22 protein-coding genes are annotated in these 26064 nt (G+C 63.5%); 13 read left to right on the top strand and 9 right to left on the bottom strand.

Annotation, left to right across the window (positions count from 1 at the left end; translation table 11 throughout):
* Positions 1-230: 230 nt before the first annotated feature.
* On the top strand, positions 231-857 hold the full coding sequence (ureG, locus tag GSQ83_RS05580; RefSeq protein WP_158801896.1) for an urease accessory protein UreG: 627 nt from the start codon (positions 231-233) through the stop codon (positions 855-857).
* A gap of 61 nt (positions 858-918) precedes the next feature.
* A complete protein-coding gene (locus tag GSQ83_RS05575; protein ID WP_158801895.1) occupies positions 919-1854 on the top strand; it encodes an acetamidase/formamidase family protein in 936 nt (311 codons plus the stop codon).
* Between the two features lie 14 nt (positions 1855-1868).
* On the opposite strand, the gene GSQ83_RS05570 is transcribed toward GSQ83_RS05575, so the two are convergent.
* Positions 1869-2753, bottom strand: coding sequence for a DNA-binding response regulator (locus tag GSQ83_RS05570; protein ID WP_158801894.1), 885 nt, complete (start codon positions 2751-2753; stop codon positions 1869-1871).
* Positions 2750-6133: an ATP-binding protein gene (locus GSQ83_RS05565; protein ID WP_158801893.1), complete on the bottom strand. Its 3384-nt coding sequence runs from the start codon at positions 6131-6133 to the stop codon at positions 2750-2752. Before GSQ83_RS05565 ends, GSQ83_RS05570 begins: the two co-directional genes overlap by 4 nt.
* Positions 6134-6303: 170 nt before the next feature.
* On the opposite strand from GSQ83_RS05565, the gene urtA reads away from it, so the two are divergent.
* From urtA to urtE, 5 genes are all read left to right on the top strand, one after another.
* Complete coding sequence (urtA, locus tag GSQ83_RS05560) at positions 6304-7668, top strand: urea ABC transporter substrate-binding protein (RefSeq protein ID WP_158801892.1); 1365 nt, start codon at positions 6304-6306, stop codon at positions 7666-7668.
* Between the two features lie 114 nt (positions 7669-7782).
* Positions 7783-9423 carry an urea ABC transporter permease subunit UrtB gene (gene urtB / locus GSQ83_RS05555; protein ID WP_158801957.1) on the top strand — a complete coding sequence of 547 codons (1641 nt, stop codon included), beginning with the start codon at positions 7783-7785 and terminating at the stop codon, positions 9421-9423.
* Positions 9420-10586 (top strand): urea ABC transporter permease subunit UrtC, encoded by a 1167-nt coding sequence (urtC, locus tag GSQ83_RS05550; RefSeq protein ID WP_158801891.1) that lies wholly within the window; start codon positions 9420-9422, stop codon positions 10584-10586. Before urtB ends, urtC begins: the two co-directional genes overlap by 4 nt.
* A complete protein-coding gene (gene urtD / locus GSQ83_RS05545) occupies positions 10583-11344 on the top strand; it encodes an urea ABC transporter ATP-binding protein UrtD (protein WP_158801890.1) in 762 nt (253 codons plus the stop codon). The genes urtC and urtD overlap by 4 nt, the downstream gene beginning before the upstream one ends.
* A gap of 11 nt (positions 11345-11355) precedes the next feature.
* Positions 11356-12051 carry an urea ABC transporter ATP-binding subunit UrtE gene (gene urtE, locus GSQ83_RS05540; RefSeq protein WP_158801889.1) on the top strand — a complete coding sequence of 232 codons (696 nt, stop codon included), beginning with the start codon at positions 11356-11358 and terminating at the stop codon, positions 12049-12051.
* Between the two features lie 32 nt (positions 12052-12083).
* Here the strand turns inward: urtE and GSQ83_RS05535 are convergent, their stop codons facing one another.
* The 4 genes from GSQ83_RS05535 to GSQ83_RS05525 all read right to left on the bottom strand — a co-directional run bounded on the left by GSQ83_RS05535 (position 12084) and on the right by GSQ83_RS05525 (position 14569).
* The gene (locus GSQ83_RS05535; RefSeq protein WP_158801888.1) at positions 12084-12836 is read right to left on the bottom strand and encodes a hypothetical protein; all 753 of its coding nucleotides are present in this window, start codon (positions 12834-12836) and stop codon (positions 12084-12086) included.
* A 140-nt stretch (positions 12837-12976) separates the two neighbouring features.
* Positions 12977-13144, bottom strand: coding sequence for a DUF6726 family protein (locus GSQ83_RS29595; protein ID WP_174246628.1), 168 nt, complete (start codon positions 13142-13144; stop codon positions 12977-12979).
* Positions 13145-13239: 95 nt separating this feature from the next.
* Positions 13240-13602 carry a nuclear transport factor 2 family protein gene (locus GSQ83_RS05530; RefSeq protein ID WP_158801887.1) on the bottom strand — a complete coding sequence of 121 codons (363 nt, stop codon included), beginning with the start codon at positions 13600-13602 and terminating at the stop codon, positions 13240-13242.
* A gap of 130 nt (positions 13603-13732) precedes the next feature.
* Complete coding sequence (locus tag GSQ83_RS05525) at positions 13733-14569, bottom strand: helix-turn-helix domain-containing protein (protein ID WP_158801886.1); 837 nt, start codon at positions 14567-14569, stop codon at positions 13733-13735.
* 191 nt (positions 14570-14760) lie between these two features.
* On the opposite strand from GSQ83_RS05525, the gene GSQ83_RS05520 reads away from it, so the two are divergent.
* Positions 14761-16197, top strand: coding sequence for a carbohydrate porin (locus GSQ83_RS05520; protein ID WP_158801885.1), 1437 nt, complete (start codon positions 14761-14763; stop codon positions 16195-16197).
* A gap of 41 nt (positions 16198-16238) precedes the next feature.
* Here the strand turns inward: GSQ83_RS05520 and GSQ83_RS05515 are convergent, their stop codons facing one another.
* The 3 genes from GSQ83_RS05515 to GSQ83_RS05505 all read right to left on the bottom strand — a co-directional run bounded on the left by GSQ83_RS05515 (position 16239) and on the right by GSQ83_RS05505 (position 20171).
* Complete coding sequence (locus tag GSQ83_RS05515) at positions 16239-17918, bottom strand: cyclic nucleotide-binding domain-containing thioredoxin-disulfide reductase (RefSeq protein WP_158801884.1); 1680 nt, start codon at positions 17916-17918, stop codon at positions 16239-16241.
* Positions 17919-17991: 73 nt separating this feature from the next.
* On the bottom strand, positions 17992-19170 hold the full coding sequence (locus tag GSQ83_RS05510) for an amidohydrolase family protein (RefSeq protein ID WP_158801883.1): 1179 nt from the start codon (positions 19168-19170) through the stop codon (positions 17992-17994).
* Positions 19167-20171 carry a questin oxidase family protein gene (locus GSQ83_RS05505; protein ID WP_216849945.1) on the bottom strand — a complete coding sequence of 335 codons (1005 nt, stop codon included), beginning with the start codon at positions 20169-20171 and terminating at the stop codon, positions 19167-19169. The genes GSQ83_RS05510 and GSQ83_RS05505 overlap by 4 nt, the downstream gene beginning before the upstream one ends.
* A gap of 114 nt (positions 20172-20285) precedes the next feature.
* Here GSQ83_RS05505 and GSQ83_RS05500 point away from each other — a divergent pair, with 114 nt between their 5' ends.
* The 5 genes from GSQ83_RS05500 to GSQ83_RS05480 all read left to right on the top strand — a co-directional run bounded on the left by GSQ83_RS05500 (position 20286) and on the right by GSQ83_RS05480 (position 26058).
* Entirely contained in the window at positions 20286-21563 is a 1278-nt protein-coding gene (locus tag GSQ83_RS05500) for a sugar ABC transporter substrate-binding protein (RefSeq protein WP_216849944.1), read from the top strand.
* 27 nt (positions 21564-21590) lie between these two features.
* On the top strand, positions 21591-22496 hold the full coding sequence (locus GSQ83_RS05495) for a carbohydrate ABC transporter permease (protein WP_158801880.1): 906 nt from the start codon (positions 21591-21593) through the stop codon (positions 22494-22496).
* Positions 22493-23320 carry a carbohydrate ABC transporter permease gene (locus GSQ83_RS05490; protein WP_158801879.1) on the top strand — a complete coding sequence of 276 codons (828 nt, stop codon included), beginning with the start codon at positions 22493-22495 and terminating at the stop codon, positions 23318-23320. Before GSQ83_RS05495 ends, GSQ83_RS05490 begins: the two co-directional genes overlap by 4 nt.
* A 124-nt stretch (positions 23321-23444) precedes the next feature.
* Positions 23445-24488 (top strand): iron ABC transporter substrate-binding protein, encoded by a 1044-nt coding sequence (locus tag GSQ83_RS05485; RefSeq protein WP_158801878.1) that lies wholly within the window; start codon positions 23445-23447, stop codon positions 24486-24488.
* A 19-nt stretch (positions 24489-24507) separates the two neighbouring features.
* Positions 24508-26058, top strand: coding sequence for an iron ABC transporter permease (locus GSQ83_RS05480; RefSeq protein ID WP_158801877.1), 1551 nt, complete (start codon positions 24508-24510; stop codon positions 26056-26058).
* Positions 26059-26064: the final 6 nt, after the last annotated feature.

Raw genomic sequence — 26064 nt, 5'->3', positions numbered from 1 at the left:
GAATGAGAACCTTTATTGCCGTTTCAGGTTAACAGTGAATTTATTTTGCCATTCGATATGATCCGACTTCGGAATGACTTGTGCCGATCGCTCGGCGTGCGCTCCACGAGCGGCACACCGCAACGACGTGCGGGCCACGCCTCGAGAAACGGTTGCTTGCGCGCTCTACCCCGCCTCGCTAACCACGTAATGCGCCTGGAGCGCCTTTATCGGATTGAGGTGACTTAGAGATGCATGCTTCTTCCCATGGCCCGCTGCGTGTCGGCGTCGGCGGCCCGGTCGGCACCGGTAAGACCGCGCTTATGGACGCGCTCTGCAAGCAATTTCGTGACCGTTACGAGATCGCGGCCATCACCAACGACATATACACCAAGGAGGATGCCGAGTTCCTCACGCGGGCCGGCTCGTTAACTCCGGATCGCATCCTCGGAATCGAAACCGGTGGCTGCCCGCACACCGCCATTCGCGAGGATGCCAGCATCAATATGGCGGGTGTTGCGGAATTGCGACGCCGCTTCCCGGCTCTGGATGTGATTCTCATTGAAAGCGGCGGCGACAATCTGGCGGCGACCTTCAGCCCGGAGCTTGCCGACATCACCATCTATGTCATCGACGTTTCCGCAGGCGACAAGATCCCGCGAAAGGGTGGGCCCGGTATAACACGCAGCGATCTTCTGGTGATCAACAAGATCGATCTCGCGCCTCATGTCGGCGCCAGCCTGGAAGTGATGGACCGGGATTCCCGCAAAATGCGCGGCGAGCGGCCTTTCGTTTTCACCAATATCCGAGCCGGGCACGGCGTCGCCGAAATCGCCGCTTTCATTGAGCGTCAGGGCGGGCTTGCCGGCGCCGCTTAGAAGCGGTTGCGCTCGCGCCCACATTGGTTTTCGATGGTGACGGCATCGCAGGATCAGTCCCATGGCGCATCACCAGCTTCCCTTCGTCCCCGAGACCATGCTTCGCGGCATCTTGGATGCCGCGGTGCCACCGGTACTGCGCGTCGCCTCCGGCGATACCGTGGCTTTGTCCGCTTTGCCAGCCGGCGGTCTCGATCGCATGCCAACAGACGGGCGCGCCATTCCGGAAATCTGGCGACGCGGGCTGGAGGCCTTTCCGGAGCCGCACGGCGGTCATTTCATGAGTGGCCCGGTCTATGTGGAGGGCGCGCGCATCGGCGACACGCTTGAGGTCGAAATCCTGGAGGCGCGTCCTTGGATGGAGTGGGGGTTCACCGCCATCATGCCCCTGCTTGGCGCGGCGCCGGAGGTTTTTACCGACTACGAAACAATCCATCCGAAGGTTGATCTTGCGGCATCGACGGTCGAACTGCCTTGGGGCACGCGCCTGCCGCTCGATCCTTTTTTCGGCATCATTGCCGTCGCGCCCCCGCCGGCCTGGGGTCCGTGCAGTTCCGTGCAGCCGCGCGCTTTCGGCGGCAATATGGACAACAAGGAACTCAAGCCCGGCGCCACCCTCTACCTTCCCATCTTCAATGATGGCGCGTTGTTCATGGCCGGCGACGGTCACGGCGTGCAAGGCGATGGCGAGGTCTGCATCTCGGCGCTCGAAATCGGCCTCACCGGCACCTTTCGCCTGACGGTGCGGCGCGACCTGCATCTCAAACGCCCCTTTGCCGAGACCGCCACGCATCTCATCTCGATCGGTCTAGATGAGGATTTGGACGACGCCGCGAAGCAGGCTGTTCTGGAAATGGTCGATCACGTCTGCGCCCGCACCAATCTCTCGCCCAACCAGGCCTATATGCTGTGCTCGCTTGCGGGTGATCTGCGGGTGACGCAGATCGTCGATATGGTGAAGGGCGCGCATATGATGCTGGCAAAAGACAAGCTCTGATCCCGGGTCGCCACCTACCCGATGGTGCGCACCGCGACCGCCGCAGCGGCGGCGCGGTTCTCCACTCCGAGTTTCGTGTAGATCTGCTCCAGGTGTTTCTGCACCGTGCGAGGACTGAGACCAAGGATCTCGGCGATATCCCGGCTCGATTTGCCATGCCCGATCCAGAGCAGAACTTCGGCCTCGCGCGCGGTCAGACCCAAACGCTCGCGGAGGCGGGATTCCTCGCTCGATGTCTGGCGTTCCTGCACGCGGAAGAGCAGTTCATCGGCCGCCAGCCGTCCGACATAGACGAATTGCAGCAACGGTGACTGCCCCGCCGTCGCCGCGACTTCTCCTGGCAATCGCTCGCCCGCTTCGCCAAGCCAGGCCGCCACCCAGTCGCAGGCCGTTTCCGAGATTCCGGCCTTCGCTAGCAGACGCGCCGCCTGGGGTGTTGACCAGGCGAGATTGCCCTGGGCGTCGGTCGCGAGCAGGAAGCGGCCGGCGGTGTCGAGCGCGGCATGAGCGCTTCGCGTGCGCCGCGCGCCCATCAGGTGGACGCTTATCCGGGCCACGACTTCGTCGAGTTGCAGCGGTTTGGTGACGTAATCCACGCCGCCGGCCTCCAATCCGCGTACCACATCCTCGCTTTCCGTGAGGCCGGTCATGAAGACGATGGGAACGGAGGCGAGCGCCGGATTCCGCTTCATGCGTCGGCAAGCCTCGAAACCATCCATATCGGGCATCATGGCGTCGATGAGGATGATGTCGGGCAGCACCCGCGCGATGACCATCATCGCCGCGGCAGCGGATTGCGCCATCAGCACCGTGTAGCCGGCATTCTCCAGCGTCTCATTGAGAACGCCGAGCGTGCCTGGCGAGTCATCGACCACCAGAACGATGTCGCGCCGGTTCACGAAGCGGTCACCGCGGCACCGGCGCGGTCGAGTGCCAGAACAAAATCGTCGAGGCGATATTCAGCGATTGGAGCCCGCAAAGGTTCCAGCGCGGCGCTCAAAGCGGGGAACTCGTCGCCCAGGCTGTCGAGCCGCTGGCGGATGCCCCGCACATAGCCGATGGCCGCGAGCGCCCGCAGCTCATCGAGCTGCGCGGGTGTCAGCGTCGCCGCCGATTCAGCGACGGGCGCGACATCGCTTTCGAGCCGCATCCATTCGACGCCGAGCAGCCGCCCGATCGTTTCCAGAAGAAGATCGAGCCGCAGCGGTTTCGCCATGACGTCGTCATGGTGCTGCCCTTCGCGCGGCGCTGCCTCCAACTCCCGCGCATTGGCGGAGATGATGACGATCGGCGCGCGCGCGTAAACATCGTCCCGCAAGCGCGCCGCCACGTCCCATCCCGTCATGTCGGGCATCGACAGGTCGAGCAGAATGAGATCGGGACGCCACTGTGCCGCCATCTCCAGGCAATCGACACCGCCAGCCGCCCCCATGACGGTGAAGCCGAGCGGCGTAAGCAAATCGAGCATCAACGCGCGTTGCGACGGATCATCATCGGCGACAAGCACGGTAAGGCGCCGCCCGCGATAGCCGGTGATTTCCAGCGTTGGTGGGCTAGGCCGCAAGGTTTCGGCAGCCTCCGACAGCATGAGCCTCAGCCGGAAACGGCTTCCTTTGCCGATCTCGCTGCTGGCGACCGTAACCTCGCCGCCCATGACCTCGGTCAGCAGCCGGACGATTGTCAGGCCAAGTCCGGTCCCAGGGGTCGATTGCGCGTCGCCCGCGCGCTGAAACGGCTCGAAAATACGCGCGATGTCGCTGGCCGCTATGCCGCGGCCGGTATCGGCGATCTCGAACTCGGCGACCTGGCTGCGGTAACGGACCGAGAAGGTGACACGGCCACGATCGGTGAACTTGATGGCGTTGGAGAGCAGATTGATCAGCACCTGCCGCATGCGATGCTCATCCGCATAGACCAGGCTGGGCAGCCCTTCCGCGCGATAGACCAATTCGATGCCCTTCGTCTCCGCCTGAAGCTGCATCATCTGCACGAGGTGATCGAGGAATTCCGGTAGCCGGATTTCATCGCGGTAAAGTTCGATATGCCCCGCCTCGATCTTGGAGATATCGAGCAATCCGCCGATCAGCGCGGTGAGATGTTCGCCGCTGCGCCGGATGATGCGCAAACCCTCGCGCTTTCGCGCCGGGATGTCGGTGTCCTTTTCCAGAAGCTGCGCATAGCCGAGGATGGCGTTGAGCGGGCTGCGTAGTTCATGGCTTATGCCGACCACGTAGCGACTTTTGGCGCGGCTTGCGGCCTCGGCGGCCTCCTTGGCGCGTTGCAGCGCCGCGTCGGTCCGCTGATGCGCGCCGATCTCGTCCAGCAGCAGCCCGGTCTGCCGCCGGGTCTCCTCCTCCGCCGTTCGCCGGCTTTCCTGCGCGAGCACCGCCAGCCAGGACACGACGCCACCGATCACCAGCATGATGAGGAAGGTCTTCCAGAACGCCGCGCGCGCCACCTCATGCGTCAACGGCGCCTCGCCAATCGTCTGGGCGGCGATGGCGACCAGCAACAGGCCGGTGCCGGCGGCGAAGAGGAAGAACACGCCGGCGAAGCGCGCCAGCCGCACGTTCACAAGGTTGACGATTGCCTCAGGCAGCACCGCCCGTAGGGGCTTGGTCACCTGCGCGGCGATGCGGCCATGCGGCTTACAGGCATCATGGCAGCGCGCATCGAGCGAGCAGCAAAGCGAGCAGATCGGTCCGGCATAGACCGGGCAATAGGCCATATCCTCAGGCTCGAAGGCATGCTCGCAGACCCGGCAGGGGATGGTGCCGCGCGAGGCCCAGGCCGCACGGCCACGGCGCGCGAGATAGGTTCGCCCGCCGGTGGCCCAGGCAATGACAGGCGCCGCCACGAAGGCTGAGCCGAAAGCCACGAAGGTCGAAAGTGCGCCCGCCACCGGCCCCAGCAGCCCGGCATAGGCGCAGAGCGAGAGGATCACCGCCAGCAGCATCGCTCCGACACCGACCGGATTGATGTCGAAGAGATGCGCGCGCTTGAACTCGATTCCCTTGGGGCTGAGCCCCAGGCGTTTGTTGACGACGAGATCCGCCACCAGCGCGCCCATCCATCCGGCGGCGATATCCGAATAGACCACCAGCGTATGCTGGATGGTTTGGGTCACCCCTGTCTCCATCAGCAGCAGGGCGATGGCGATGTTGAAGATCAGCCAGACCACCCGACCCGGATGGCTATGGGTCAGCCGCGAGAAGAAATTCGACCAGGCGAGCGACCCGGCATAGGCATTAGTGACGTTGATCTTGATCTGCGACAGCACGACCAGCGCGGCGGTCAACGCGATCGCCATCCCCGGCGAGGCGATGGTGCTGAATGCGAGCCGGTACATCTCCGCCGGCTGCACGGCGCGTGACGGAATAAGCCCGGTCCGCAAAGCCGCATAGGCGAGCAGCGAGCCCGCGAGAAGCTTCACGATATCGATGGCGATCCAGCCAGGACCGCCGAGCAACAGCGCCATCCACCACCGCAGGCCGCTCATGCTTTTGCGCGGCGGCAGGAAGCGGATGAAATCGACCTGCTCGGCCGTCTGCGTGATCAGCGCGAAAAGGATCGAGGCGGCGGCGCCAAAGGCAACAAGATGAAAACCGTTGCTCGCTTGATGGTCTCCGCCATAGTGCGCCCAGCCGCCGAGCCATTCCGGATGGACGACCAGCATCGCCGCGATCGGCACCAGGTTGAGCACGAACCAGATCGGCTGCGTCCACAGCTGCAACCGGCTGATGAAGGTGATGCCATGGGTGACCAGTGGCACCACCACGACGGCGCAAAGAATATATCCGAGCCATTCCGGCACGCCGAAAAATGCCTGCAGCATCGCCGCGAGAATCACGGCCTCGATGCCGAAGAAGATGAAGGTGAAGGACGCGTAGATCAGCGAGGTGATCGTCGAGCCGATATAGCCGAAGCCCGCGCCGCGCGTGAGCAGATCGACATCCACGCCCGCCCGCGCCGCATGCACGCAAACCGGCAGGCTGATCGCGAAAATCATGATGCTGACGAAGACGATCGCGGCGACGCTATTGGTGAAACCATAGGCGAGGGTAATGCCGCCGCCGATTGCCTCCAGCGCCAGAAAGGACACGGCACCCAGCGCCGTATTGGCGACGCGTAGCGCCGACCACTTGCGGGCGCTCTTGGCGGTGAAGCGGAGAGCGTAATCCTCGAGCGTCTGATTGGCGACCCAGCGGTTGTACTCCCGCCGCGTCGGCACGATGCGCTGGCGTGCCGCGCGTGGTGCCGCCGGTTGAAGCTTGCTCACCCGCTCAGCCTCTCCCCGTCAACGTTGCTGCCGCCAAGAGGAGAGGAGGCCGGCGCAAACCCGCCATACGCAGTTTCGCGTATGGCGCAACGGCGAAGCGCTGCTCAGTTTCGGAGCCGTATAGCTGAACGATCCCGCAACGAAGCTGTCCCCCTTTAGGAGCTGAGCCCATGACGGACGAGACAGTCAGAAACGAAGACACATCCGTGGCGCCCGCCGGCCCAGGACGGCGCGACCTCGGCAAGCTCGGGTTGGCCGCGGCCGCCGCGGTCACTCTCGGCACCACCGTTCTCGGCAGCAGCCGGGCACGGGCGCAATCCTCCGGGTCGATCAAGGTCGGTATCCTCCATTCACTCTCCGGCACCATGGCCATCAGCGAGACTCCGCTCAAGGAAGTCATGCTGATGCTGATTGCCCAGCAGAACGCGAATGGCGGCGTGCTTGGCCGTCAGCTCGAGGCCGTGGTGGTCGATCCCGCCTCCAACTGGCCGCTTTTCGCCGAGAAGGCCAAGCAGCTCCTCAGCGTCAACAAGGTCTCGGCCACTTTCGGTTGCTGGACCAGCGTCTCCCGCAAATCGGTGCTGCCGGTTTTCGAGCAGATGAACGGCATCCTGTTCTACCCGGTCCAGTATGAGGGCCAGGAGTGCAGCCGCAATGTCTTCTACACCGGTGCGGCGCCGAACCAGCAGGCGATCCCCGCGGTGGACTACCTGATGAACACCGAGCACGTAAAGCGGTGGGTTCTGGCCGGAACCGACTATGTCTATCCCCGCACCACGAACAAGATCCTGGAAGCCTATCTGAAGTCCAAGGGCGTCGCGGCCTCGGACATCATGATCAACTACACGCCCTTCGGCTATTCCGACTGGCAGGGCATCGTCTCCCAGATCAAGAGCTTCGGCTCCTCGGGCCAGAAAACCGCCGTGGTCTCCACCATCAACGGCGACGCCAATGTTCCTTTCTACAAGGAACTCGGCAATCAGGGGATCAAGGCGACCGACATCCCGGTCGTGGCCTTCAGCGTCGGCGAGCAGGAATTGGCCGGCATCGACACCAAGCCGCTGGTCGGCCATCTCGCCGCCTGGAATTACTTCGAGAGCGTCGATGCGCCCGCGAATGCCCAGTTCATCAGCGACTTCAAGAAATTCGCCAAAAACGACAAGCGGGTGACCAATGACCCCATGGAAGCCGCCTATATCGGCTTCAACATGTGGGTGAAGGCGGTCGAGAAGGCGAATACCACGGATGTGGACGCCGTGATCGACGCGATGGTCGGTGTCGCCGTGCCGAACCTGACCGGCGACTACGCCACGATGATGCCCAACCACCACATCACCAAGCCCGTGCTCATCGGTGAAATTCAGGGCGACGGCCAGTTCAATGTGGTTTGGCAGACCCCCGGCACCATCGTCGCTCAGCCCTGGTCGCCGTATTTGCCGGAAAGCAAGGACCTGATCGGCGACTGGCTGCCGCCAATGTCCTGCGGAAATTACGACGTGGTTCAGGGCAAGTGCCTCAGCGCTAAACCGGCCTAACCGGGACGGGGGGAGAGGCGCATGACGCCCGCTGCATGTCTGTCCGATCGAAAGTCTCCCGACGCGGTTCTGTCATTGCGCCCCTCTCATCATCCTCGGCACTTGCCGAGGGTGATGGCGGGGAAGGGCGGCACGCGGCGCGGTTTCGCCTCTCTCTGCTGTGCCCTGGCGCTTACCCTTTTTCTTGTCTTTGGTGGGGCGAAGGCTCGCGCTGATACGGCTGCCGATCCCTATGCCGGCCTAGCCTCGCAGAGCTTCGACTCAATCGTTTCGGCCGTGCAGGCCGTTGCCTTGTCCGGCGATGCCCGCGCGCATCAGGTTCTCGACGCCCTCGGCAACAACGCACTCTATACTTGGCGCTACGACCGTCCCGACCACGCTCTCTTCATCCACGATCCGCAGACCGGGAAATGGCTGAACGCGCGGACAGGTGATCCGGTTCACGCCCCACCTTTCATGCAGGTTCGCCGCATCGTCGCGAATGATATGGTGAAGAATGCGCTCCAGACGGCGACTGGCGTTCTGGATCTTTCCTCCCCGGATCCGGCGCTCCGCAAGGCCGCCGCGAGCGCGATCTTCGCCAACCCTGCCGCCGCCACACTACCGGGTGTGCGGCATGCGCTTTCCATTGAGAAGAACCCCGCCGCGCGTGCGGCACTCCTGCAAGCGGAAGCCGCCGATATCCTCTCGACGCCATCCGCGAGCAGCGACGAGCGGCTCGCCGCCATCCACGCGGTAGCCGCGCGCGACGATATGCCAGCGCGCAACCTGCTCTCATCTCTGCAGGGCGAGCACGGACCGGTGGCAACCGCCGCCGCCGCCGCCATTGCGCATATCGATTTCACGCTGCGTCTGTGGAGCTGGCTGGAGACAGTCTATTACGGCTTGAGCCTCGGTTCCGTCTTGCTACTCGCCGCCGCTGGCCTCGCCATCACCTTCGGCGTGATGGGCGTGATCAACATGGCGCATGGCGAAATGGTTATGATCGGCGCCTATGTCACCTTCAGCGTGCAGCAGGTCTTCCGTGCCTATATTCCGGATATGTTTGGCAGCAGCCTGATCGTCGCGATCCCGGCCGCCTTTCTGGTCGCCGGTGCGATCGGTATCCTGATCGAACGCTGCATGATCCGCTTCCTCTATGGCCGACCGCTGGAAACCTTGCTGGCAACCTGGGGACTTAGCCTCATCCTGCAACAGGCGATCCGCAGCATCTTCGGCGCCGAGAACCAGAATGTCGGCACGCCGGACTGGATGAGCGGCTATTTCGCGCTGGGTGGTCTCACGATCACGCTCAACCGCCTCGCCATCATCGTTTTCACCATTATCGTACTCGCGGCTTTGATGGCGGTGATGCGCTACACGCCGCTGGGCTTGCGGATGCGGGCGGTAACGCAAAACCGTCGCATGGCGGCCTCCATGGGCATCCGCACCCCATGGATCGACGCGATGACCTTCGGCCTCGGCTCGGGCATCGCCGGGATCGCTGGCGTGGCGCTCAGCCAGATCGACAATGTGTCGCCGAATCTCGGTCAGAACTACATCATCGACAGCTTCATGGTGGTGGTCTTCGGCGGTGTCGGCAATCTGTGGGGCACGACGCTCGCGGCGCTCGTGCTCGGCATCGTCAACAAGGCTCTGGAGCCGGTGGCGGGCGCTGTTCTCGGTAAAATCGTCGTGCTCGTGCTCATCATCCTGTTCATCCAGCGCCGGCCGCGTGGCTTGTTCCCGGTCAAGGGACGGGCGGTGGAGGCATGACCCGCCTTTCTTTCACCGTAACGCCCGTCATCATCATTGTCGTCGCGGCGATACTCGCGATCCTGAACCTTGGGACGCCGGCAACCAGCGCCCTGCATGTCTCGGATTTTGTCGTTGGGCTTGCCGGGAAATACCTGTGCTACGCGATGCTGGCCCTCGCCGTTGATCTTGTCTGGGGCTTTGCCGGCATCCTGACACTGGGCCATGCCGCTTTCTTCGCCCTCGGCGGTTACGCGATGGGCATGTATCTCACGCGGGAGATCGGCGCACGCGGTGTGTATGCGAATGCACAGCTGCCGGATTTCATGATCTTTCTCGGCTGGAAGAACCTGCCCTGGTATTGGCACGGCTTCGCGCATTTTCCCTTCGCGATCGTCATGGCGCTCATCGTTCCTGGCGTTCTGGCCGCCATCTTCGGCTTCTTTGCTTTCCGCAGCCGCGTCGGCGGTGTCTATCTCTCGATCATCACTCAAGCGCTGACCTACGCGCTGCTGCTCGCCTTCTTCCGCAACGACATGGGTTTCGGCGGCAATAACGGGATGACCGACTTCAAGGACATCCTCGGCGCGCCGATCGGCCGCAGCAGCACCGGCACCGCGCTGATGGTTATCTCCGCGATCTGCACGGCGCTCGCCTATATCGGCGCGCGTTGGCTCACCGGCAGCCGCTTCGGCAAAGTGATGGTGGCGATGCGAGATGCCGAAAGCCGCACGCGGTTCCTCGGCTATCGGCCCGAATACTACAAGCTCGTCGTCTGGACCCTTTCGGCGATGCTCGCAGGTATCGGAGGGGCGCTTTATGTCCCGCAGGTCGGCATCATCAACCCGAGCGAATTCGCGCCCGCCAATTCCATCGAGGCGGTAATCTGGGTTGCTGTGGGCGGTCGGGGTACCTTGTCCGGCGCGATCTTAGGCGCGGTGCTGGTCAACCTTGGCAAGACGATCCTGACGGGCGCACTGCCCGGCGCTTGGCTCTATGCGCTGGGCGGTTTGTTCATCCTGGTCACGATCTTCCTGCCGCGCGGAATCGTCGGCAGCCTGCGCCGCAAGAATGCGCGGGACGCTATTTTGCCGACCTCGGACGAGCCGCAGGGCATAGCGGCCATCGACAGTGTGCAGGCCGATTTGCGTGAGAGCGGCGCCGAAATGGAGAAGCCCGCATGAACCAGCCGATCGGGCCAACCTCCGACACGATTCTCTACCTCAGTGGCGTCAACAAGACCTTCGATGGATTCCGTGCGATTAACAACCTCTCCATCACGCTAGACCGTGGCGAGATGCGCGCGGTGATCGGCCCGAATGGTGCGGGTAAAAGCACCATGATGGACATCATCACGGGCAAGACCCGGCCGGATGCCGGCCGTGTTGTATTCGGCGCCTCGACAGACCTCACCCGTATGGACGAGCCGGCGATCGCCTCGCTGGGTATCGGCCGCAAGTTCCAGAAACCGACTGTCTTCGAAAGCCACACCGTCTGGGACAATCTGCTGCTGGCGCTCGCCGGCGACCGTCGCGCCCGCTTCACGCTTCGTGCGCGTCGCACAGCAGCCGAAACCGAGAAGGTCGAGGCGCTGCTTGAAACCATCAGGCTCACGTCGCATCGCAACAGGCTCGCAGCCAATCTCTCGCACGGCCAGAAGCAATGGCTGGAAATCGGCATGCTGCTCGCCCAGGATCCGCAGCTTCTGCTGGTCGATGAGCCCGTCGCTGGCATGACCGATTCCGAGACCGAGCAAACGGCACATCTGCTGCGCGACATCAACCGCACGCGCAGCGTCGTGGTGGTGGAGCATGACATGGCCTTCGTTCGCGCGCTCGGCGTCAAGGTCACGGTGCTGCATGAGGGAAGCGTGCTCTCGGAGGGCACGCTCGATCACGTCAGCGCCGATCCGCGCGTCATCGACGTCTATCTCGGCCGTTAAGGAGCGCAGCGATGCTCGAAGTCGAAGGCATCAGCCTGCATTACGGCGCGGCCGTCGCTTTGCGCGGCGTATCGGTGAAGGCGGTGGCGGGGTCCGTCACCGCCATCCTCGGCCGTAACGGTGTGGGTAAAACCAGCCTGCTCCGCGCGATTGTCGGCGCGCATCCCATCAGCAACGGAGCGATCCGCTGGGAGGGCAAGGAGATCTCCAAGCTTCCCGCGTACGAGCGCGCGAAGCGCGGCATTGCCTGGGTGCCGCAGGGCCGCGACATTTTTCCGCTCCTGACGGTCCAGGAAAACCTGGAGACCGGCTTCGCGGTGCTCCCACGCGGCAAGCGCCGTGTGCCCGATGAGATCTTCGACCTCTTCCCCATCCTCAAGACCATGCTGAAACGACGGGGCGGCGACCTGTCAGGCGGCCAGCAGCAGCAACTCGCGATCGGACGCGCCCTGGTCATGGGGCCTCGCCTGCTGGTGCTGGACGAGCCGACGGAAGGCATTCAGCCCAGCATCATCAAAGACATCGGCCGGGTGATCGAGTTGCTGCGGGGACGCGGCGACATGGCGATCCTGCTGGTCGAGCAATATTACGACTTCGCGCACGAACTCGCGCAGACGCTCGCCGTGATGGATCGGGGTGTGGTTGTGGTCGCTGGCGCCCGCGATGACTTGGACAAGGAAGATGTCCGCCGGCACCTGTCGGTCTGAGCGACCGGGCGGGTCGCTCGCCGGGCGAGCCTTTAGGAGGAACCTCCGGGCGGTGTCGAGGGGTTCGCTGAAGTTGTCGGACGAGCTGGCACCGACGGCGCTTGGGCGGACGCGTTGCCTCGATCCCAGCCCTTCGCCCAGTCGAGCAGCGCCTTCGGAGGCTTCTCCACAGGTTGTGTCGGGTAAACCGAGGGGCTCGATCCGCTGTCACTATCCGGAACGGGCTGCACCACGCCCGGATTTGGACCAGGGTTCACGGAGACGTGATGGGTGAGGGCGCTGACATGCTTGGTCGGGAGGCTGATGGCGGTCGCGGCCAGCGCGGGCTTGTGAGTGCTCAAGGCCGACTGGAGACTAGGCCAAGCGACGCCGGCCGCGGCGGCAACCGACAAGAACAGACCGCAAGCGATCGCTCCCATATAAACTCGCGTCAGGGCAACTCGCCGCTGGGCGGCATTCCGTCTCGCCTGTTCCAGCGTTTGCGGGCGCTCCCTGGGCTGCTCCCGGACGGGCGGTGGCGGCGCCTCGGCGGAGCCCGGAGCGTCGTAGCCGGCATGCGAGAAAATATCCTTCAGCCAGCCGGCATTCTTCTCATCGGTGGCGGTGAGACCCGTCCAGAGGATTACAGCGTTGTGGCTCGGCGAAACTTGGCTCGCTGCGGATTTCAGGCCACCAGCCTCTGTTGTCGCAAGCCTTTCGGCTGCGACCTCAATGACTTTGGCAACTGGTCGTTCTCCGGCAGACGGCACTCGCACCTCCTCGACGGCCACGGCCGTCACTATCATGGTAACTATCTAAACCCTGTAGAATTCCGTTTCAGGCGGCTCTTTGACGGAGGGAAGCGTCAAATATCAACCAATTTGTGTATCGAGACACCTGTATCGATACACAATCACCTCAATATCTTGTGACTCGTCACTGTTGATTATCCGCCGGGATCGATGGCGGCGGCACAACCATTGGTAGGTGTTGCCGCCGCGTGGCCGACGACCGGCACGACATCGAGCGCGGCGGAGGTTACACGGCACGGCGCGGCAAACAGACCGCAACCGGACAAGGCAAGAAGGCCGAGAAGAAGCGAAGCGCGAACCATCGCCGCTATCTTACTCCTTCCGCCTTCGATGGAGAAGGTCGGGGCGGCGATGGAGCCGAGCAGGCAATGCAGCCCGCCCGGCTGGAAGGGCGCTGCTAGGCCGCGACCTGATCGAGGAAGCCCGTGACGCTCAGCAGACGTCCCTGCTCATCCACCACCGCGAAGTCGGTTCCCTGTGCGATGCAGGGTCCGTTCTGTGCCCCAAGCCGCCATGAAAAGCGAATTCGGTCAGCATGTCCGTCAGGTTGTCCGATCAAGGTAAAAGCGTGACCGGGGAAACGCTCCTGCACGGCGGAGATCAGGCCCGAAATTTCTTCGCGGCCTTCGCCACGCATGAGCGGGTCTATGTAGTTGGCGTTCTCGGCCCATCCATTAGCGATGAGCGTGTGTCGCCGTATGGTGTCCGCTTCATTCCAGGTTTCAATGTAACGATTCGCGATGGTCGCTGCGTCGGTCATAGAGAAAATCCTTTGATGAACCGGGAAAGTCCGGCGGCAGGATGATCGCCACGGAGATGCGGCGCGTCGATTACCTCGCTGGTCGTAGAATATCGTTTTGCGATAAAGTCGTTCGCGCTCGAAGCGTTTTTTAGCGCGCGCCGGGTTGAGGCTGATTCAGGCGCTGAAGTCGCTCCACTGTTGCGCCATCCGCCGGATAAAAGGCTTCGATCGCCAGTTCGGACAATGTTACCTCAGTCGGTGTTCCGAACACCGTTGTCGTCGAGATGAGCGACAACCGGCCCTGCGCTGTATCAAGTTCCAAAGGTATCGCGATTTCGTCCTTGAATGGCTCGACCACGGTTCGATCCCTCCCGTCCGGAGCAAGATCCGACAACTCGGTGAGCAGAGCGGCCAGAATCGGATCAGCGCTCGCGATCACCTGTCGTCTTAGGCGCCCCAGCACATGAGCACGCCACTGTTGAAGATTTGCGATGGCACGGGCGAGGCCGCCAGGATGAAGGCTCAAACGAAGCACGTTGACGGGCGCGCGCAAAAGCGCCGCGTCGCGCACGCCAGCCAGCAAAGGCGCCACCGCTTCATTTGCCGCCACCATTGTCCAGTGCCGGTCAACGGCCAGGGCAGGGTGCGGCACATGAGCGCGCAGGATCGCCTCCACCACACCCCGCGCGGCGGCTAGCGCCGGGTCGTCCAGCGGTCGATCCGAGAAGCGAGGCGCGAAACCGGCGGCAAGTAGCAGCATGTTGCGCTCGCGAAGAGGCACTTCGAGTTGCTCGGCGAGATGGAGCACCATGTCGCGGCTTGGCGCGGCGCGGCCACTCTCGACGAAGCTCAGGTGGCGCTGGGAGATGCCCGCGTCCAAGGCGAGATCGAGCTGGCTCAGCCGGCGCCGCAGCCGCCAGTTCCGAAGCTGGGCGCCGATCGGCGCGACGGAACCGGCTCTCGATGGCATCGCGATGAGTGTCATCCTGTCGGTCTACCACCTCGGTCAGGAGCGACCGATGACCTGGGAGGTAATCGGTCCCGCCGTTTCCGGATTGCTCAACCGACGGTTCCGTGGTGACCCCTGATGCACTACCGTCTGTTCGACAACCGGCGCCACGGTGCTATCAAGGGTGAAACAAAGCCGTGATGTCAATCGAGTAGGGTGGCGCGGAAATGGAAAAGAATCGAGAGTCATCGATCGGGAAGCTGATCACCCGCGTCGCTTTGCTCGGAGGCATCGCTCTCTTGGCGGTGGCAATCGGCAATCCAGTTTGGGCCCAAAAGTCGAATAGTGGCGTCGGTATTGGTCCCAGCGCTTCGCTTTCGACGACCGCGCCGCAAGCTTCGCCATTCGATGACTTTCCCCAGCCCGAACATTTATTTGGTGACTGGGGTGGCATCCGCACGGATCTCGGCAAGCTCGGGATCAATGTCATGTTCAACTACACGTCGGAATCCGCCGGGAATGTGAGTGGCGGCAAGCAACGGGATTTCGGCTCCGCCTATCAGCTCGGGCTCGAGATCGATATCGACTGGCAGAAGTTAGCCGGTATCCAGGGCTTCGCGACCCATACTGTTTTCGTCAATCGCGGCGGCAGCAACGCCAGCGAGGGCTTCGGTGACAATTTGATGCCTGCGCAGGAGATTTATGGCGCCGGCGGCGATGTCGCTGTTCACCTCGTCTATGTTTATGGCGAAGAGACGCTGTTCAATGGCCGCCTCGACATCGCCGCGGGAGTGATGCCGGTTGGCAATGATTTCGCTGCCTCGCCGCTCAACTGCAATTTCATGAACAACGGGCTTTGCGGCAATCCGAAGGAGCTATCCGGCGGCGATCTCGGCTTCAGCGCCTGGCCGGACGCAACGATCGGCGGCCGGATCCGGGGGCGGCCGACCGAGGATACCTATGTGCAAATCGGCCTCTATGGCGTCGATCCTTTCCTTTATAGTGACGTTTTCGACCGCACCGGCTTCGATATCGATCCCTCCCGCTACAGCGGCGTCGAAGTGCCCGTCGAACTGGCCTGGGAGCCGAAATTCGGCAAAAGCGGTTTGATCGGTCACTACAAGGTCGGCTTTGGCTACGACAGTTCGCCCTACACGCAATTCGTCGACGCGAACGGCAATCCGCCAGCACCGCCTGCCGCGCCAGCCCTGACCGGCAGCGGCAAGTTTCAGTTCTGGGCATTGGCGGACCAGATGTTGATCCGCCAGGGGGACGGGGACACCGCCGGCCTGATCGCCTTGGCAGGCTATATCCACAGTAATCCGGGCGCCAATGTCTATCACGACGAAGCCTTCGCCGGTTTCGTCGATGGAGGCTTCTGGAAAGCCCGGCCGCTCGATACGATCGGGCTGCTCTTCACCTACCAGACCGTCAGCAACCAGCTCACGAGCGCGCAGCAGCAGGAACAGGAATTTGGTTTAGCCTTCAGCAACAACGCGACCGGTGTGCAAACCCACGAGGAGATACTGGAAGCGAATTACGACATCCACGTCTTTCGCGGCGTAAATTTCGAGCCCGACTTCCAATACATTTTCCACCCGAACGCTCAGGACAACCTGCAGAACGCCGCGGTCTTCGGTTTCAAAACCCACATCGAGTTCTGACGAAGCTTGACGAGGTTTGACGCGAGGCGCTTGCGTAAACCTCACATCTGCGGGGCAACCTTCGCGAGCGCACCATGGATTTGCGCCACAACCGCCGCGCCTTCCCCTACGGCGGCGGCCACGCGTTTGGTCGAACCCGCGCGTACATCGCCGATCGCGAAGACGCCTCGCAAATTGGTTTCGAGGAGCTGAGCCGTTCGCCCCTCGGCATCCACACCCGCTCCGGTGATGACAAAGCCTTTGCCGTCGACGGCGACGCAGCCCCTCAGCCAACCGCCGTTCGGCTCGGCGCCAATGAAGAGGAAGAGGTGACGGAGCGGTCGTGTCTGCGTGACGCCACTGCTCCGGCTGCGGCACATCACCGCAGTTAAGCCCGAGGTACGATCTCCCTCCAGGCCGATCACCTCGGTCTCGCTATGCAGCTCCACATTGGGAAGAGCTGAGATCCGGTCGATCAGGTAGCGCGACATAGAGGATTCGAGGCTCTTCCCTCGTATGATGAGATGCAGCCGCTTTACCTTCGGCGCCAGGAACACCACGGCCTGCCCGGCGGAATTGCCGCCGCCAACCAGGGCCACTTCCCCACCTTCGCAAAGCCTGGCTTCCACCGGCGACGCCCAGTAAGAGACGCCCGCCCCGTCGAAGGTCGCGAGGTTGGCAATATCGGGCCGTCTGTAGCGCGCACCGGAGGCCACGACGACGATGTGGGCGCGGACCGCCTGCCCATTCGACAGTTCCAGGCGCAGAGGCTCGTCGGGCCGCTGCTCGCGGTGACTGCAATCGAGACGCGTCACTTCCAGCGGAATGGCCAGCTGCGCGCCGAACTTCTGCGCCTGGCTAAAAGCCCGCCCCGCCAGCGCCTGGCCCGAGATGCCGGTAGGAAAGCCCAGGTAATTCTCGATCCGCGCCGATGCGCCCGCCTGGCCGCCGAAAGCCCGCTGATCGAAGACGAGAACCGACAAGCCTTCGGACGCACCATAGACCGCGGTGGCGAGGCCCGCGGGACCGGCGCCGACGACCGCCACGTCGTAGATTGTGTTCGGATCGAGCTCAGGAGTGATGCCCAGACAAACGCCGGCCTCCGCGTCGGTCGGCCGCTTCAGCACGGTGCCGTTCGCGCAGACCATCAGGGGGAGATCCTGCGGCAGGACGCCCAACCGCTCGACAAGGGCACGACCCTCGGGCGTGCCCGCTGCATCCACCACCAAGTGGGGGTAGCCGTTGCGCGCCAGGAAACCTTGGAGCCGCACAAGGTCGGGGGCACCCGGAATGCCGACGAGCACTGAACCCGAGCCACCTGCCTCGATCAAAGCGACGCGGCGCAGGATGAAGGCGCGCATGATGATCTCGCCGATTTCCGCGGAGCCGATGACGAGCGCGCGAAGATGGGCGGCATCGAAAGGCAAAGCGGTGCAGCCCTGCGGCCCGGCTCGCCCAGTGGCCAGCGCTCCCTGGCCGGCTAGTTGGCTCAATTCGCCCGTGAACTGGCCGACACTCTCGGTGGTGACCAATGCCTCGCGGTCGAGACCGTCCCGCCGCACTATGTCGATCGTCCCTTCCAACACGAGCCAGGCGGAGCTGTGATGCTCGCCAAACCCGTAGACGACTTGGCCGGGCGCGAAAGCTGTCGGCGCGGCACTGGCGAAACGCTTGGCCGTCTCGACCTGGGCGGGGTCGAGCGTGGGGAACATCTGATGGTGCCGGGTCTCGAAAGTGGTCATCGACAAACCCTAACGCGGTGGTCCACGAGCCGATAGGTCCCGGCGGGGCGGGGACCACTCGGCGGCGCCGTCGTCACCGATGGCCGAGCACGCGTCCACGTTTGATCACGATGCGACCGCCGGACCGCCCGGCAACTGCCTCGGGAACAGAACCGGCATCGAGAGCGACGAGATCGGCTCGCGCGCCCGGGGCCAGCCCGTAGTCGGTGCCCAGCCCCAAAGCGCGCGCCGGTAGCGCCGTCGCCATGGCGAAGGTGTGGCAGAGGTCCGAATCCGCCATCATGCCCTGGCGGTAGCCGATGAGCATTGCCCGCTCCAGCATGTCACCGTTGCCATAGGGGGACCAGGCGTCGCGGATATTGTCGGAGCCCGCGAAGACCAGCACGCCCGCGTCGCGCAGGCGACCCACTGGCGGCATCGGCGCGGCGCCCGGCTCGTTCGTCATGATCGCGACCTCGGCTCGGGCGAGAGCTTCGGCGGTGGCGCCAAAGACCGCGGGCTCGACCTCGCCCAGCGCGAAGGCATGGGCAACGGCCACGCGACCCTGCAAGCCGCTCGCCATTGTTCGTGATGCGATGTCGCGCAACTCGAAGCAGCCGAGCGCGCCGGGGTCGTGCAGGTGGATATCGATCCCGACACCACGCCGCTCCGCAATGCCGAAGACGATATCGAGATGCGCCGTGATGTCGCCATCGATACCGGCTGGATCAAGACCACCAACGAGATCCGCGCCAGTCGCCACAGCCTCGTCGAGCAACTCAGCCGTGCCAGCATCACGTAAAATGCCATTTTGCGGGAAGGCGACGATCTGGATGTCCATGACATCGCGGACGGCCTCGCGCACGCTCAGCAGCGCGTGGAGGTTGGACAGTCCGTAGTCGGTGTCGATGTCGACATGGCTGCGCAAAGCGATCGTGCCGAAGCGAGACACCTGCGCCACCAAAACATGGGCGCGCGCTTCCACTGAAATCGGCAGGTGGCGCAGCAAGGCTTTTTCAGCGGCGATCCGCTCGGCAATGCTGTCGCCTGGCCGATGCGGCTGGAAAGGTAATCCGAGCAATGTCTTGTCGAGATGGATGTGACCATCGACGAAGCCTGGCACGAGCAGCCTGCCGCAAAGGTCCAACCGGTCCTGCGCTTCAGGCGCGCTTGTGGCAGGCGATATGGCGGCGATGCGCCCATCGAGAAGGTCGATATCCACCAGCCGCCCGTCGGCAAGGCGAGCATTGGTCAAGCTGCGAGGTTGCGTCACGCGACAAGCCCGACGCGTCTCGCGGCGACGTGGCGATAGAGGGTGTCACCGGTGCGGCGCCACTCCTCGAAGGCCGAAAAGACCAGACTGGGATCGTGCTCGTCATCTGAAGCGACGGCAGTGGCCTTGATCTCTGACCAGCCGGGGCAGGGTGCTTGCCGCCAATCCGCGAGCTGTTCTACCAAGGGTGGCGTCGGAAATCCCATCTTCGGCATGAGGGCGGCAATAGCCACCCAGAAATGCCGCAGCAACGGCGCCATATCTGGCGCGACAGGTTGCAGAAGTCGTAGCCAGTGACAACCGGTGACGGCATGCAGCGCCTCGAAGCTCATCGTGCCGGCGAAAAGAGCGAGCGATGTCGCGGCCATCCGATCGAGTGTTTCGCCGTCGATGGTGAGCCAATCAACGACTCCCGCAAACGAGGGCATCGCCGCGACAGCCCGCATATTGTGCCAGACGAGATCGCTTTCCGGCATGGCATCGCATAGTCCCGGTAGAGCTGCGGCGCGCAGTAGCACCTCGGCCGGATCCGAGGTGAGACCGCTGGTTGCTCCGGGCGGACAAAGCGGCAGATAGGTCGCGGCCCAGAAGCCGAGGGCGATGCCGATTTCCTCCTCGTCATCCTCCAGCACGCCATAGGCGAGGCGCATCAGGGGATGGAAGGCGCTCGCGCCTATTCCAGGGGCAAGCGCGGGGAGAGCGGCGCGGATCGTCACCTTTCCGCCAGTTCGCGCGACCTGCTGGACAAAGAACGCCCGCAGATCCGTCTCTCTCGCCCGCTGGCCCAGCAGCGACATCCACTGATCGCCGGTGACTGGCCGCATCGGCGGTGGCGGCGGATGCAGTCCGCTACTGTCCCGATAGACACGATCGAACTGGCGGAGCCGGTCCGGTGTCGCGCCGAGCCGCTCGAGCGCCACCAGGATCATCGGCAGGTGATTGGCCATCAGGGGCGGAAATTCCGCGCTATCGCGGCGCGCCTCTGCCTTCAAATTGGTCACAATTGCATTCATGGCGACAGGATGCCCGCCAAGCCGGCAGCATTCAACCTTGCGGTGGTCTTTTCGCTTCCCGTAAGGTCTGAGGGGTCCGGAGCGGTGGAATTTAGGATGAGCATGAAGCGCAGAACCCTCCTGGCGACGGGTATCGGAACCGCGGCGGCCATGACATGGAGCCGACGCGGCTGGAGCCAGAGCAAGCCTTTCGACGGCATGACGCTGCGTCTCGCCTGCGTCAACGACCAGTATTCACCGGGGATCAAGACGCTCGCTGAGCGATTCAAACAGGAAAGCGGCGTCACCATACTGGTCGACATCCTCGGCTACGGAGAACTCCAGACCAAGATCACCACGGATTACGTCGGACACACCAAGGGCTACGACCTCGCGACCACCGATAATGTTTGGGCGCCGCAACTCGCGGAGGCCGGCTATACCGTCACGCTAAACGATTGGATGAAGCATGACGCGGAGGAGATGAAGCTCGACGACATCTATCCCGTGTTGTTCCCGGCGCTGGGCAATTATGATGGCAAGCAAGTCGCGTTTCCGCTCGCCGGCTACGCGAATGTACTTGCCTATCGCAAGGATCTTTATAAGGCCGCCAATCTGCAACCGCCCGCCACCATGCAGGCGCTTGTGTCGGCGGCGTATAAGCTTACCGACAAGTCCCGGAATCAATACGGCTGGGTTGCAAACGGCCAAAAGGGCGCGGCCTGTGCGCAGGACTGGATGCAATATCTCGCCGAGGTCGGCGGTGTGCTGGTGCAGGACGGCAAACCGACACTCGATGCCGCGCCGAATGTGAAAAGTCTGACGACGTATCGCGACCTCTTCCAGAAGGCGGCGCCGCCCGGCGCTGTCAATTGGGATTGGGATGGCCGCGAGGCGAGCTTTCGCAACGGGCTTGCCGCGAATATGCAAACATGGTCGGTCGGCGCGCTCGGTTATTTCGATCCGACGCAGTCCAAAGTGACCGAAACCGCGGCGCTGATGGTGACCCCGACCGCGACCGGCATGAAGCCACGCTACGGCATCGGCGGATGGGGCATCGCGATCAACGCGGATATCGAGGACCGGCGGAAGGAAGCCGCCTGGGCTTACATCAAATGGATCACCAGTCCCGAGATCCACAAGGCGCTCAACCTCCTCAACGCTGGCAGCTTCTTACGCAAAAGCGAAATCCACGACCCACAGTTGAACCAGAAGTATCCGTTTCTCCCGGTGATCGATGAGAGCTTCACCCATGGCGATCCGGACTTCCGGCCACGCGTTCCGCAGTATCCTCAGATTCAGGATATTCTGGGAACGGCGGTCAATTCCGCATTGGTCGGGGCGTCGTCACCGCAGGATGCTCTGAGCGCGGCACAGACACAGGCGCTCCGCTATTTCTGATCCCCGTTCGACGGGGTATTGCCGAGCATGAGCTTCCGCCTGACGCCGCTTCAGCGGCGATCGATCTTCCTATGTCTGATGGCGGCGCCAGCCGCGATCCATGTCGCGGTTTTCGCGCTTTACCCCATCCTGCGCGGCATGGGGTTCAGCCTGTTTCAGATGAACCTGATGCAGCCGTGGATCCACCATTTCGTCGGCTTGCGAAATTATACCGACGCTCTCACCGATCCCACCGTTCGCCGGTCCCTTGTGGTGACGATAATCTTCACCGTGGGATGCGTCGCGGCCGAATTGGTTTGCGGGCTTTGCCTCGCGCTGCTGCTGTGGCGGGACAGCGCCTTCAACCGATTTGCCACCACTTTGATGCTGGTGCCGATCACCGTCACGCCAATCGTTGTCGGGCTCATCTTCAGGGCGCTGCTCGATCCCAGCTTCGGACTGATCGGCTATTGGCTTCTGCAAGCCGGTCTCGCGCCGCCGCAAGGTCTGCTTGGCGACACCCATACGGCGCTGGCGACGATGATGGGGATCGATGTCTGGGAGTGGACGCCGCTGGTGGCGCTGATCCTGCTGGCGGCGCTGAAGGCGCTGCCCGCGGATATCCTCGACGCGGCCGAAATCGACGGCGCGGGTGGCACCAGGCGTCTCACGCGCATCATCCTGCCGATGCTGCTGCCGTCCCTGTTCCTTGTGCTCGCGCTGCGTTTCACCGACGTTTTCAGAACCTACGACATCGTTTTCGCCGCGACAGCCGGAGGCCCCGGCGACAGCACAAACCTTCTGATGCTCCTCGCCGCCAAAGAAGGACTGACCTTCTTCGATATCGGCTATGGCTCAGCCATTTCCATCCTGATGACCCTGTGCATCGTCTTGATGGTGGCGCTGCTCATTGTGACCCTGCGTTCGCTGGACCGGCGGATGAACCAGGCATGAGCCGCCGCCTTTCCCGCCCCACGTTGGTCGCCCAGCGCTCCGCGGTGATAATTGCGCTGGTCGTTTTTCTGGCACCTGTGCTGTGGCTCGCCTTGACCGCCTACGAGCCTTCGAGGGCAATACAATCCACGCCGCCGCTACCGTGGTTCGTTCCAGGTCTCGCGAACTTCGTCATCATCGCGCAGCAATTCGATTTGGCGAAACTGACACTCGGCAGCGCGGTGATCAGCGCCGGATCGACGCTGCTCTCGCTGCTGCTGGGCATCCCTTGCGGTTACGCATTGGCCCGCGCGCGGCATCGCGGCGCCATTATCCTCGCCTATGTGTTTCTCGCGATCCGTGGCGTTCCCACCGTTGTCACACTCATCCCGTTTTACCTTTTCATGCGGCAAATCCATCTGCTCGGGACCTGGTGGGCGGTGATCTTGATGAACGCCACGCTCAGCACGGCTTTCGTGGCCTGGATGATGTACACCGCCTTCCGCACGGTCCCGACCGAGATCGAGGATGCGGCCATCGTCGATGGGTGCGGCGGCTTTGGCGCCTTCTGGCGCGTGGCGCTGCCGCTTGTCCGCACCTCCGTCGTAGCCTCTGCGCTGCTCTGCATGATGTTCGCCTGGAACGATTACCTCAATCCGGCCTTCCTCACTCGCGCCGAGACGCGTCCGCTCTCGGTCGCGTTGCTGACGGCCTTTGGCGGCCCGACCACCAGCAGCTGGGGCACCTTGGGCGCCATGGCCCATATCAGCACCATCCCCATCATCCTTGTGGCACTCGTTCTGAATCGCTTCCTGGTCGCCGGCTTGATCCGCGGCGTCCACTGACAGGCGAGCCAGCCAGTCTGAAACCTTTCGAGTGATTGACCGCGGCTCAGCCACGCCCTATCGACTGCAATTGAGAGGCGTTCGCAATTATGCCCACGCACGCAGTCGCCAGGAGCCGTCTCCTATGTCCCCCAGTTTCCGCCGCAACCACTATGCGCAGTTGCCCGTGCTTGCCGCCCTCGCGGCGTTGCTGGGCGTGCCGGCCGTCATGAACACAGCCCAGGCCGCGGACGCGCCGGCCCTCATTCTCTATTCGGCGCAGCATGAGCAGGTCATCGACATGCTGACCGACGCCTTCACGAAGGAGACCGGGATCAAGGTAAAGGCCCATGAGGGCGAGGGGCCGGACATCGCCAACCAGCTCGTGCAGGAGGGTGCTTCTTCCCCGGCCGACATTTTCATGACGGAGAACTCCCCGGAACTCGTGTTGCTGGACGAGAAAGGGCTGCTGGCGCCAGTCGATGCGGGCACGCTGGCGGCCGTGCCGCGCGAGGACAGCGCGCCGAGCGGTGATTGGGTTGGCGTGCTGGCACGCGAGAACGTGCTGACCTTCAACCCAGCGCTGATTAAGGAAGACGCATTGCCGGTGTCGATGCTGGATCTCGTCAAACCGGAATGGAAGGGCAAGATCGCCATCGCCCCCAGCGACAGCGACTTCCTGCCGCTGGTCAGCGCCGTGCTGGCCGAGAAGGGGCACGATGCGACACTCGCCTGGCTCAAGGGGCTCAAGGCAAATGCGCAGATCTTCGATGACGATGAGGGCGTGGTCGCCGCCGTCGATCGCGGCTCGGTCGCAACGGGGATCATCAACAGCTACTATTGGGCTCGCCTTCTGACCGAGCAGGGCGCTGCAAAGACGCATGCGAAGGTCTATCACTTCACCAATGGCGATGCGGGAGCGCTGGTGAATATCTCGGGCGCGGGCATCCTCGCGTCGTCCAAGAACAAGGAAGCGGCGCAGAGGTTCCTTGCCTTCCTGGTCGCCAAGCCGACCCAGACGATGCTGGCGCAATCCGATGTCGACTTCGAGTACCCGCTAGCCGCCGGCGTGGCCGTGAACTCGCTGATGAAGCCTCGTGCCGACCTTCAGCCGCCCGCGATCTCCCTGACCAAGCTTGGGGATGACCAGCCAGCGGCGAAGCTGCTGCGCGAGGCAGGCTTGATCTGAGTCCCCAATCGGCTCGCGGATGAGCTGGACATCCACGCGCCGCCCGCCCGCTGCCCTGGTCGCGGCGGCGACGGTTGCGGGGCTTCTGGTTCTGATCCCCATAGCCTGGACGGCCGGTCTGGCGGCGGGGGTCGGCCCGGCGGATGCCGCCTCCCTGCTGTTCCGCCCACTGGTCGGTGAATTGCTGCTCAACACGCTTGGGCTGATCGCGGCGACGGCGGTGGTGACGACTATCGTCGCGACTGCCGCCGCATGGTTCATCGAGCGGACGGATCTGCCTGGCCGGCGCCTTTGGGCGGTGCTGGCGGTAGTGCCGCTGGCGATCCCATCCTTCATCGCCAGCTTCGCCTGGGTCTCCATGAGCCCGGCGCTGCAGGATTTCGGCGGCGCCCTGCTCGTGGTGAGCTGTTCCTACTTCCCCCTCATCTATCTGCCGGTCGCCGCCGCCCTGCGCGGCATGGACCCTGCGCTTGAGGAGACGGCACGCGGTCTAGGCCTCGGTCCCTGGCGGAGCTTCGCGAGGGTCGTGTTGCCGCAGCTACGTCCCGCGTTGCTCGGCGGCATCCTGCTGGTGGCCTTGAACACACTGACCGAGTTCGGCGCCTTCGCGCTTCTCCGCTTCCGTACCTTCACGACCGAGATCTTCGCCATCTACCGCACAAGCTACGACAGCTCCGAAGCCGCCTTGTTCGGCATGGTGCTCATCCTGTTGTGCCTGCTGTGTTTGGCGGGCGAGCAATGGGCGAGGGGGAATGCCCGCTATGGCCGTGTCGCGCGAGGAGCGGCACGCCGTACGCCGCCTGTCGCCCTCGGCTGGTTTCGGTTGCCGGTTCTGGCCGGTTTCGCCGTTCTGGCTCTGGTAACACTTGGAGCGCCACTCGGCATGATTCTCTATTGGTGCACGCAACATAACTCCGCTGCGACCTCGGTCGCGGCGGTCAATCTACCCGCGTTGGCGAGTGCGACCTGGTCCTCGGTGAGGCTTGCGCTTGGCGGTACGGCGATCGCGATGGCGCTGGCACTGCCGCTTGGCTTTCTTGCCACGCGATATGACGGGCGGCTTATCGCGCTGCTGGAACGCACCGCTTATCTGGCTCAGGGTCTGCCCGGCATCGTGGTCGCGCTTTCGATGGTGTCGCTGACGATCACCCTGCTGCGGCCGCTCTATCAATCCGCAGCGTTGCTCATGATCGTCTATGCCATCCTGTTCCTGCCGCTGGCTCTGGTCAGCGTGCGCGCCGCATTCGGGCAGGTACAGCGCGGCTTGGAGGAGGCGAGCCGGGCCGCTGGTCTCGGATGGTTCGCGACCTCCTTGCGGGTACTGCTGCCGCTGGCGGCGCCGGGCCTGGGTGCCGCGGCGGCCATGGTCTTCGTCTCTGTGGTGACCGAGTTGACGGCGACCCTCCTGATGGCGCCGATCGGCACGCGCACGCTAGCGGTTCAGGTCTGGGCCAACACCACGACACTGGCTTTCGCCGCCGCCGCGCCTTACGCCGCGTTGATGGCAGCGCTCTCCCTTCTTTCCGCCTGGGTTCTCGCCCGACGCTTCGGCGCGGCCCACCTGCCGTGAGGGAAG

Origin of the sequence: Acidisoma sp. L85 (assembly GCF_009765865.1) — a bacterium.
Taxonomy (GTDB): Bacteria; Pseudomonadota; Alphaproteobacteria; order Acetobacterales; family Acetobacteraceae; genus Acidisoma.
The sequence above is the reverse complement of the archived record's forward strand: the minus strand, read 5'-3'. Positions and strand labels throughout refer to the sequence as shown.

Bases quoted from the DNA above. Each gene is read 5' to 3' on its own strand.
- urtA (WP_158801892.1), top strand. From the start codon at position 6,304: ATGACGGACGAGACAGTCAGAAACGAAGACACATCCGTGGCGCCCGCC.
- GSQ83_RS05480 (WP_158801877.1), top strand. From the start codon at position 24,508: ATGAGCTGGACATCCACGCGCCGCCCGCCCGCTGCCCTGGTCGCGGCG.
- GSQ83_RS29595 (WP_174246628.1), bottom strand. From the start codon at position 13,144: ATGGTTCGCGCTTCGCTTCTTCTCGGCCTTCTTGCCTTGTCCGGTTGC.
- urtD (WP_158801890.1), top strand. From the start codon at position 10,583: ATGAACCAGCCGATCGGGCCAACCTCCGACACGATTCTCTACCTCAGT.
- GSQ83_RS05530 (WP_158801887.1), bottom strand. From the start codon at position 13,602: ATGACCGACGCAGCGACCATCGCGAATCGTTACATTGAAACCTGGAAT.
- GSQ83_RS05500 (WP_216849944.1), top strand. From the start codon at position 20,286: ATGAAGCGCAGAACCCTCCTGGCGACGGGTATCGGAACCGCGGCGGCC.
- ureG (WP_158801896.1), top strand. From the start codon at position 231: ATGCATGCTTCTTCCCATGGCCCGCTGCGTGTCGGCGTCGGCGGCCCG.
- GSQ83_RS05495 (WP_158801880.1), top strand. From the start codon at position 21,591: ATGAGCTTCCGCCTGACGCCGCTTCAGCGGCGATCGATCTTCCTATGT.
- GSQ83_RS05535 (WP_158801888.1), bottom strand. From the start codon at position 12,836: ATGATAGTGACGGCCGTGGCCGTCGAGGAGGTGCGAGTGCCGTCTGCC.
- urtB (WP_158801957.1), top strand. From the start codon at position 7,783: ATGGCGGGGAAGGGCGGCACGCGGCGCGGTTTCGCCTCTCTCTGCTGT.
- urtC (WP_158801891.1), top strand. From the start codon at position 9,420: ATGACCCGCCTTTCTTTCACCGTAACGCCCGTCATCATCATTGTCGTC.
- GSQ83_RS05520 (WP_158801885.1), top strand. From the start codon at position 14,761: ATGGAAAAGAATCGAGAGTCATCGATCGGGAAGCTGATCACCCGCGTC.
- GSQ83_RS05515 (WP_158801884.1), bottom strand. From the start codon at position 17,918: ATGACCACTTTCGAGACCCGGCACCATCAGATGTTCCCCACGCTCGAC.
- urtE (WP_158801889.1), top strand. From the start codon at position 11,356: ATGCTCGAAGTCGAAGGCATCAGCCTGCATTACGGCGCGGCCGTCGCT.
- GSQ83_RS05575 (WP_158801895.1), top strand. From the start codon at position 919: ATGGCGCATCACCAGCTTCCCTTCGTCCCCGAGACCATGCTTCGCGGC.
- GSQ83_RS05485 (WP_158801878.1), top strand. From the start codon at position 23,445: ATGTCCCCCAGTTTCCGCCGCAACCACTATGCGCAGTTGCCCGTGCTT.
- GSQ83_RS05490 (WP_158801879.1), top strand. From the start codon at position 22,493: ATGAGCCGCCGCCTTTCCCGCCCCACGTTGGTCGCCCAGCGCTCCGCG.
- GSQ83_RS05525 (WP_158801886.1), bottom strand. From the start codon at position 14,569: ATGACACTCATCGCGATGCCATCGAGAGCCGGTTCCGTCGCGCCGATC.